Raw genomic sequence first — 8,474 nt, forward strand, 5'->3', positions numbered from 1 at the left:
GCCCTCGGCCGACCCGGACCCGAGCCCGGACCCGATCACCACCGGCAGGACCGGTGACTCCGGCGGCAGCGGCGGCACCACCAACAACGCCGGGGGAGGCGCCACCGCGCCCCCGGCCGCCTCCACCGGTCAGGCTGCCCGGCCCGGTGTCACATCCGTCCAGTCCCCGGAGAACGTCCTCTGATGGCCTCCCGCTCCAACCGTCGCCGCTCCAGCAGAGCCGATGGTCGCTCCCGTCGTGCCCCGGCCCGCGTCAACACGCGGAGCTACCGGCTGCCCATGCGCTGGGTGCTGCCCGTCATGCTGCTGCTCGCCATGACCGCCATGCTGATGCTGCGCGGCTATGTGCGCAGCGAGATCCTCGCCGACTACCGCATCAGATCCGTGGGAGCCTTCGACAAGGTGCCCAAGGAGATCTCCACGGGCGGCCCGATCATCGACACCCGCAACGGCAAGGCCACCAGCCTGAGCCTGCCCAAACACCGGCTCGTCCTCACCTTCGACGACGGGCCCGACCCCGTCTGGACCCCGAAGGTGCTCGACGTGCTCAAGAAGCACGACGCGCACGCGGCGTTCTTCATCACCGGAACCATGGCCTCGCAGCACCCGGACCTGATCAAGCGCATCGTGCGCGAGGGCCACGAGATCGGACTGCACACCTTCAACCACCCCGACCTGACCTACAAGTCGCAGCGCGGCATCGACTGGCAGCTGTCCCAGAACCAGCTGGCCCTGGAGGGCGCCGCCGGTGTCCGTACGTCGCTGTTCCGGCCGCCGTACTCGTCCTTCCCGGACGCGTTGGACAACAGGTCCTGGCCGGTCGTCGAGTACATCGGCTCCCGCGGCTACCTCACCGTTCTCAACAACACCGACAGCGAGGACTGGAAGAGGCCGGGCGTCGACCAGATCATCCGCAACGCCACCCCGAAGAACGGCGACGGCGCGATCGTCCTGATGCACGACTCGGGCGGCGCCCACCGGGAACAGACCCTCGAAGCGCTCGACCGGTTCCTGCCCGAACTCCAGGCCAAGGGCTACAAGTTCCAGAACCTCACCGAGGCCCTCGGCGCGCCCAGCGCACACACCCCCGTCACCGGCGCCGAGCTGTGGAAGGGCCGGGCCTGGATATTCCTGGTCAAGGCCTCGGACAAACTCACCGACGTGCTGGGCGTCGGCCTCGTCGTCGTGGGCTCCCTCGTCCTCGCCCGCTTCGGCCTGATGCTGCTGCTCTCCGGCGCGCACGCCCGCCGGGTGCGCCGGAAGAACTTCCGCTGGGGCCCGAACGGCCCGGTCACCGAGCCGGTCACGGTCCTGGTCCCGGCGTACAACGAGGCCAAGTGCATCGAGAACACGGTGCGTTCCCTCGTCGCCGGCGACCACCCGATCGAGGTGCTGGTCATCGACGACGGCTCCAGCGACGGCACCGCCCGCATCGTCGAGGACCTGAACCTGCCGGGCGTACGGGTCATCCGGCAGCTCAACGCGGGCAAGCCGGCCGCCCTCAACCGGGGCGTGGCCAACGCCCGGTACGACATCATCGTGATGATGGACGGCGACACCGTCTTCGAGCCGTCCACCGTCCGCGAGCTGGTGCAGCCCTTCGCCGACCCGCGCGTCGGTGCGGTCGCCGGCAACGCCAAGGTCGGCAACAAGGACTCGCTCATCGGGGCCTGGCAGCACATCGAGTACGTGATGGGCTTCAACCTCGACCGCCGGATGTACGACATCCTCAGGTGCATGCCGACGATCCCCGGAGCCGTCGGTGCCTTCCGGCGCAGCGCGCTGGAGCGGGTGGGCGGCATGAGCGAGGACACGCTCGCCGAGGACACCGACGTCACCATGGCGCTGCACCGCGACGGCTGGCGGGTGGTGTACGCGGAGAACGCCCGCGCCTGGACCGAGGCCCCGGAGTCCGTGCAGCAGCTGTGGTCCCAGCGCTACCGCTGGTCGTACGGCACCATGCAGGCGATCTGGAAGCACCGCCGGGCCGTCATCGAGCGGGGTCCCTCGGGCCGCTTCGGCCGTGTCGGCCTGCCACTGGTCTCCCTCTTCATGGTGGTGGCACCGCTGCTGGCCCCGCTGATCGACGTGTTCCTGTTGTACGGGCTGGTGTTCGGCCCCACGGAGAAGACGGTCGGCGCCTGGCTCGGCGTGCTGGCGGTGCAGGCGTTCTGCGCCGCGTACGCCTTCCGGCTGGACCGCGAGCGGATGACCCACCTCCTCTCGCTGCCGCTCCAGCAGATCCTCTATCGGCAACTGATGTACGTGGTCCTGCTGCGCTCCTGGATGACGGCGCTCACGGGCGGCCGGCTGCGCTGGCAGAAGCTGCGGCGCACGGGCGTGGTCGAGGCGCCCGGTTCGTTCCCGCAACAGCGGACGGCGAGCAGCGGCAGTGAACGGAGGCCCGTCGGATGACGGCACACGAGTACACGGCGGGCGGCACGCCGCCGCTGGACACACCGGGCTACGGCCACGGCCCCACGGCACCGGCCGACGCGACGCCGGCCCCGGTGAACCCGCCGTACGAGGACTACAGGGACCACCGGCACCACAGGAATCACGGGGACCACGGGGACCACGGGGACCCGGTGGGGACGGCAGACCGGACCACGGCCGCGTGGCCGTACGGCGGTGCCGGCGAGGCGGTGATTCCCGCTCAGAAGTCGGCGGACGCGATGAACACGACGGCCACCGCGACGGGCGCGCCTGACGCGGCGGGGAAGCCGGCGGGCCCCGGACGCGACCACTACTTCGACCTGCTCCGTGCGATCGCGCTCTTCCGCGTCGTCCTCTACCACCTGATGGGCTGGGCCTGGCTGCCCCTGCTCTTCCCGTCCATGGGGGTGATGTTCGCGCTTGCGGGCAACCTCATGGCCCGCTCCCTCAAGCGTCCGCCCCTGCAGGTCATACGCAGCCGGATGCGTCGTCTGCTGCCGCCGTTGTGGCTGCTCGGCGCGATCGGCGTGAGCGGCATGGTGCTGCAGGGCTGGGGTCCGGGCAGCGACGGGCACCCCGGCTGGTGGTGGTTCCACCTCGCGTACTGGATCGTTCCGCTGGGCGACCCGCCGTACGCCGAGGGCCTGCACGGCATCATCGGCGACGACTGGGCGGCGGGGCTCGCCATACCGCTGTGGTACCTCCGCGCCTATCTCTGGTACGTCCTGCTGTCCCCGTTCCTCCTCAAAGCCCTGCGCGCACTGCCGTGGGTGACCGTTCTCTCGCCGATCGCCCTGTCAGCGGCGTTCGAGTTCAACTATCTCCCCCTGCCAGGCGAACGGTTGTCGTCCGCCCTCACCGACTTCACCACCTTCGGCGCCTGCTGGATCCTGGGCATGGCCTACCAGGAAGGCGTGCTGAAGAGCGTCCCCCGCTACATCGTCCCGTCCGTGGCTCCGGTCATCGCGTGCGTAGGACTGTGGTACGCGCTGTCGCACGACTACAAGGAGGGGCACGACCTGGACGACATCGCGTTCGCCCAGTGCCTGTGGTCCTTCGCGGCGGTGCTGCTGCTCCTGCACTTCAGCCCGTCCTGGTCGGAGTGGCCCCGTCGGCTGCGTCCCTTCACCCGCCTGATCACACTGGTCAACTCCCGGGCGGTGACGATCTACCTCTGGCACACCGGTTGCATCCTCGCCGCCTCCGCGGTGTGGGACCGGCTGTGGGACGTCGGCGTGATGGAGCAGCACTTCTCCTGGCTGCTGCGCAGCCCGTGGCCGATCCTCGGCATTGCCTGGTTGCTCATCGGCGGCTGCATCGTCTGGTTCGGCTGGGTCGAGGACCTGGCGGCCAAGCGCAAGCCGCAACTGTGGCCGGACGGCTCCTCCCGTGGCCGGTCCAGGACCCGGCACGGCGCGAACGCCGGATAGAAGCGTCCGGGGCCGGTCCCTCATGGAGGGACCGGCCCTGTCGGCCGTTCGGATTGACGAATCTTCAACCGCCTTCTGGCCAACGCGCGTAGACGGGCGCATCATGGGGGTGCTTTGTGCGCAACACCCTTCGATCGGTTTGTCATGAGCACGACATACAGCGACAGGAGGAGGCAGCACGATGGCTTGTGGTTCGACCAGCCTGTGGGCCGGTGAGACGAGCTGGTTCTGTTGCGGATCCGCGTGGGGTCCGTGCGGCAGCGCGGGCGGCGGCGCCTGCGGCAACTGCCGGTCCAGCGCGAATCACGGCGCCTGGCCCAACGCGTCACAGGCGTGCTGGGACATCACCCGGCCCGACCTGTGCGGCGAGAACATCCCCAGACGCGGCTGCGGTGCCGTGATGAACGTCAGGCACCAGTGCTCCGGCGCCACCGTCTGCATCACGATCACCGACTGCGGGCCCCGCACCAAGAGCTGGTGCGGCGAGGCCACCTGCTGCAACGGCGCCTGCCGCACCAACCGCGTCCTGGACCTGACTCCGGCCGCCTTCTCGGCCATCGGCAGCCTCAGCTCCGGCAAGCTGCCGGTCTACATCTACGAGTGAGGAGGAGACCATCATGACGTACCGTCAGAACGGCAACGGCGGCCTGGGCCGCCGGCGCTTCCTCACCACGGCCGCCCTCGGCGGCGCCACCATCGTCGGCGCGACCGCCCTCGGCGGCATCGACGCCGACGCGGCCTTCGCCTCCGAACCGTCGCTCGACCCGGCGATCCCCAAGTCCTCCTTCGTGGAGGGCCGGATCACCGGCATCACCGGCAGTGTCCTTCAGGTCGCGGGATCCTACGGCGACCACTCCCGGGTCCAGATGACCAACGCCACCAGCGTGTGGAAGGTCCGGCCCACCACCGCGGCCGAGATCGAGATCGGTGACGGTCTCTACGCGCGTGGCGTCCCGATGCCGGACGGCACCGTCGCCGCCGACGCGGTGTGGGTGAACATCGTGAACCTCGACACCGTCATCCGCGGGATCGCGAAGAACCGGCTGCACTTCTCCCACGGACAGCACGAAGTCGTCGGCCGCGTCCTCCCGGACACGACGAACGCCTCCTACGCGGGCCGCGCGCTCACCTCGGACCTGTCCCGGCTGCGCATCGGGCAGAGCGCCCAGGTGCTCGGGGCCTGGCGGCCGTCCGACAACTCGGTGGACGTCGTCCGTATTTCCGTCGGGCACTGACGGCCGGACCGGAGGAGGGAGAGGGGTGAGGCAAAGGTGCTCTCACTGACAACCGGCCTTGTGCCGCTGGTCCTTGCGGGCCTGCTCGGGTGGACCGGCTCGGTCAAGCTCTTCAGCCGGGACACCGCGCGCCAGGCACCCAGGACGGCACTGGCGCGCATGCTGCGCAGCAGCGAGCGGGCGGCGCTGGTGCTGCGCGGTGTCGGCGCCGTGGAACTCCTGCTCGCCGCAGGGCTGCTGGCCGTACCGGCGCACCCGGTGCCGGGCGCGGCCACCGCCGTCCTCGGCGCCGGGTTCCTCGGCTATCTCGGCTACGGCCGGGCGCTGGCACCGCAGTCCTCGTGCGGCTGCTCGGCGAACGAGGACACCCCGATCACCTGGCGCGCGTTCACGCGCGCCGCGGTGGTGCTTGCGGGCGGCGCGACGGCGGCGGTGGCGCACGGCGCCTGGTGGTCCACGTTCACCGCACGGCCCGGCGGTTCGCTCGTGTTCCTGGCCGTCGCCGCGGCCGTCCTGGTGGCGCTCTCGGTCGACCTCGACCGGTGGTGGCTGCTTCCGCTGCGCCGGCTGAGGCTGCGGGTCTTCGGGCATCCGCTCCTCGGCGGCGGGGCGGGGGACCGCGTGCCGGTCGCCGCCAGCGTGGAGCTGCTGGAGCGTTCCCTCGCCTGGCAGACCGCCTCCCCGGTGGTCCGCTCGGGTCTGCTGGACCACTGGGAGGAGGGCGGCTGGCGCATCCTGCTGTACTCGGGGGTGTACGGGACGGGGGAGAGCGCACGGCCGGTGTCCGTGGTCTTCGCCCTGGACGCCACCGCCGCCCGCGACACCCCCGGCGACCCCGTGATCCGCGTCGGCCTCGTCGACGCGGACAGCGGGGAACCGGTGGCGCAGGAGATGCTGAACGCGGTCTCCCCGCGCCGGGCTCTGCCGATGGTCGGCTGAGCGGCGATCACACGGCTCGCCGCCGCCTGCTCGTGCCCTCGCAGGTGGCGGCGAGCCATTCGGTGTGACCTCTAGCCTGACTCTGATTAGACTGACCGGAGTCAGGCTAAGGGTCCTCAGGAGGTCCGGCCATGCCCATCCCCAAACCGGCGGCCGTCTTCGACCGGACGCACGAGTGGGACGAACTCGCTCGCTTCTGCGTCGACCCGGCCCCCGGCCTGCGTATCGGCGTGGTGCGGGGTCGGCGTCGGCACGGCAAGTCTTTCCTGCTGGGACATCTGTGCCGGGCTGTCGACGGCGTCTACACTCTCGCCCTCCAGCAGAGCCGTGCCATGGCCCTGGACCGCTTCGCCGACAGCCTGGCCCGAGGTCTCGGGTTCCGGGTCGGCCGCTTCACCTCCTGGGTGGAGGCCATGGACACCGCAGCCGACGTGCTCACGAGCCGCCGCGACGCGACGACGCCCCCCCTGCTCGTCCTCGACGAGTTTCCTTACCTCGTCGCGCACTCGCCGGAGCTTCCCTCCGTGCTCCAGGCCCTGTACGACCAGCGCGGTCCCTCGTCCGGACGACCGCCGTTGCGCATCGTCCTGTGCGGCTCCGCGATCTCGACCATGTCGACGCTGCTCGCCGGGGACCAGGCTCTGCGCGGGAGGGCTGTGCTCGACATGCGGATCGGACCTTTCGGGTTCCGGGACGCGGCCGAGTACTGGGGTGTGAGTGACCCCGATACGGCCTTCCTGGTGGATGCCGTTCTCGGCGGCGCGGCCGGTTACCGGGACGTCATCGGGGACGCGCCGGAGTCCGTATCGGGCGAGCGCGGCGAGGAAGGGTTCTACAGGTGGCTCTCCCGCAGCGTTTTCAACCCTTCGCACATCCTCTTCACCGAGCCCGAGTACCTGCTGGCCGAGGATCCGCGCATAAGCGATCGTGCCACCTATCACGCCATCTGGGAGGCGGTGGCCTCCGGCGCCGCCACGCCCACGCAGATCGGCGGGCTGGTGGGGATGGACGCCAGGTCGCTGACGTATCACCTCAACATCATGAAGGCGGCCGCCTTCATCCGGTACGACCAGGATCTGCTGCTGCAACGCAAGCCGGTGATCACCGTGGCCGATCCCATCGTCCGCTTCCATGACCTGATCGTGCGGCCGAACCTCGTCGACTTCGAGATGAGGGAGGGGCGGGCGGCATGGGAGCGGTCGCGGGAGACCTTCTCCTCCAAGGTCCTCGGGCCGCACTTCGAGGACCTGGCCCGCCAGTGGACGCTCCGGTACGGGCGGGAGCGCGGCCTCGACGACATCGGCCAGGTGGGTACGACGGCCATCCCCTGCCGTGAGCATCGAGGACACGAGGTCGACGTGGTGGCGCTCAGCCGCACCTCACGTCCTCGGGACAAGGGGGCCCGTATCACCGTGATCGGTGAAGCCAAGGCCACCGACAAGCACGGGACCGCCGCCGACGTGCGCCGGCTCGAGCACATCCGGGAGTTGCTGTGTACGCAGGGCTGGGATGCCGGCGACAGCGTCCTCGCCCTGTTCACGCGCAGTGAACCGGCTCCCGACCTCGTGGAGGCGGAACGGGCGGGGCGGGTACTGCTGATGGCACTTTGGGATGTGTACGGCACCGGGTGAGCCGCGAGGTCGGCGCTGGTCCGGCCGCCAGGGGTGGTCCGTGCGCGGTCCGTACCGCGCAGGAGATGAAGTCGGCCCAGGCGGCGGGCTGTTCCTCGTGGAGGGGTACGCGGACTCGTGGGGCGGCCGGGCGAGTCCTGAACCGGGCGGGCACGGGCGTACCGGTCGGCCCCTGTCCGGCGGTACCTTCGGCGTCGCACAGAACGTCGTGGTCCAGGAAGTCGAACAGGGGGCGGATGCTGTGATCGAGCAACAGGTTCGGCAGTTGATGGAGTTGATGCGGCAAGGGCAGCCCGTTGAGCTGCCCATCCCCAGGGGGACCGTGAGGAAGACGGTCAGACTCGCCTCCATAGCCCAGCAGTTCGGATACGAGTACGCCGATTCTCGGCTCGGCGGGGGGTACAAGATCGTGGTCACGCTGTTCGTCGTACCTGATCCCAGTCCGCAGGCCCGGGCGCGGGCCGCGCAGAACTGGGCGCAGTACCCGAACGCCGGGGACGGCAAGTCGCTGCCGCCGGTCGCGCCGGACACGCTGAAACTCCTCAAGGCACGCATCACCATCGACCTCACCGACAAGAACTCCGAGAAGCGCTTGCGGAACGCCGTCGTGGGCCTGATCGTCGGGGCCGGCGCCCTCGTGGCGAGGCTCAGGACGGCGGACGGCACCCTTCTTGTCGTGGCCGGGGTGTTGTGGGGCCTGATGATGGCGCTCGCCGGCGGGGGGCTCGTCGTCACGCGGAGGCGCTGGGCCAAGTGCACGGCACGGCTCGCGGCCGCCGGTTTCGTGCCGGTGACGGTGGAGG

Annotated in this window: 6 protein-coding genes and 2 pseudogenes; all 8 read left to right on the plus strand. The window is 70.3% G+C overall.

The features are described from left to right. Positions 1-184, plus strand: a pseudogene (locus tag C1I97_RS40120) (hypothetical protein); the annotation flags it as partial. Beyond that, positions 184-2,415 carry a bifunctional polysaccharide deacetylase/glycosyltransferase family 2 protein gene (locus tag C1I97_RS25370; protein ID WP_111005490.1) on the plus strand — a complete coding sequence of 744 codons (2,232 nt, stop codon included), beginning with the start codon at positions 184-186 and terminating at the stop codon, positions 2,413-2,415. The pseudogene C1I97_RS40120 and the gene C1I97_RS25370, both read left to right, overlap by 1 nt. 260 nt (positions 2,416-2,675) lie before the next feature. Beyond that, entirely contained in the window at positions 2,676-3,866 is a 1,191-nt protein-coding gene (locus tag C1I97_RS25375) for an acyltransferase family protein (protein ID WP_111005494.1), read from the plus strand. A gap of 181 nt (positions 3,867-4,047) precedes the next feature. Then, positions 4,048-4,470: a hypothetical protein gene (locus C1I97_RS25380; protein WP_111005491.1), complete on the plus strand. Its 423-nt coding sequence runs from the start codon at positions 4,048-4,050 to the stop codon at positions 4,468-4,470. Between the two features lie 13 nt (positions 4,471-4,483). Continuing rightward, positions 4,484-5,101, plus strand: a complete 618-nt coding sequence (locus C1I97_RS25385; protein WP_111005492.1) for a cell wall protein — start codon at positions 4,484-4,486, stop codon at positions 5,099-5,101. A 36-nt stretch (positions 5,102-5,137) separates the two neighbouring features. Further along, the gene (locus C1I97_RS25390; RefSeq protein ID WP_258382726.1) at positions 5,138-6,040 is read left to right on the plus strand and encodes a MauE/DoxX family redox-associated membrane protein; all 903 of its coding nucleotides are present in this window, start codon (positions 5,138-5,140) and stop codon (positions 6,038-6,040) included. Between the two features lie 131 nt (positions 6,041-6,171). Further along, a complete protein-coding gene (locus tag C1I97_RS25395; RefSeq protein WP_111005493.1) occupies positions 6,172-7,671 on the plus strand; it encodes an ATP-binding protein in 1,500 nt (499 codons plus the stop codon). Positions 7,672-7,993: 322 nt separating this feature from the next. Beyond that, positions 7,994-8,474, plus strand: a pseudogene (locus C1I97_RS25400) (hypothetical protein); the annotation flags it as partial.

Origin of the sequence: Streptomyces sp. NTH33 (genome assembly GCF_003236365.1) — a bacterium.
Classification (GTDB): Bacteria; Actinomycetota; Actinomycetes; order Streptomycetales; family Streptomycetaceae; genus Streptomyces.

Excerpts from the sequence above, each read along its gene's own strand:
- C1I97_RS25380 (WP_111005491.1), top strand. The coding sequence starts at position 4,048 with ATGGCTTGTGGTTCGACCAGCCTGTGGGCCGGTGAGACGAGCTGGTTC.
- C1I97_RS25385 (WP_111005492.1), top strand. The coding sequence starts at position 4,484 with ATGACGTACCGTCAGAACGGCAACGGCGGCCTGGGCCGCCGGCGCTTC.
- C1I97_RS25375 (WP_111005494.1), top strand. The coding sequence starts at position 2,676 with ATGAACACGACGGCCACCGCGACGGGCGCGCCTGACGCGGCGGGGAAG.
- C1I97_RS25395 (WP_111005493.1), top strand. The coding sequence starts at position 6,172 with ATGCCCATCCCCAAACCGGCGGCCGTCTTCGACCGGACGCACGAGTGG.
- C1I97_RS25370 (WP_111005490.1), top strand. The coding sequence starts at position 184 with ATGGCCTCCCGCTCCAACCGTCGCCGCTCCAGCAGAGCCGATGGTCGC.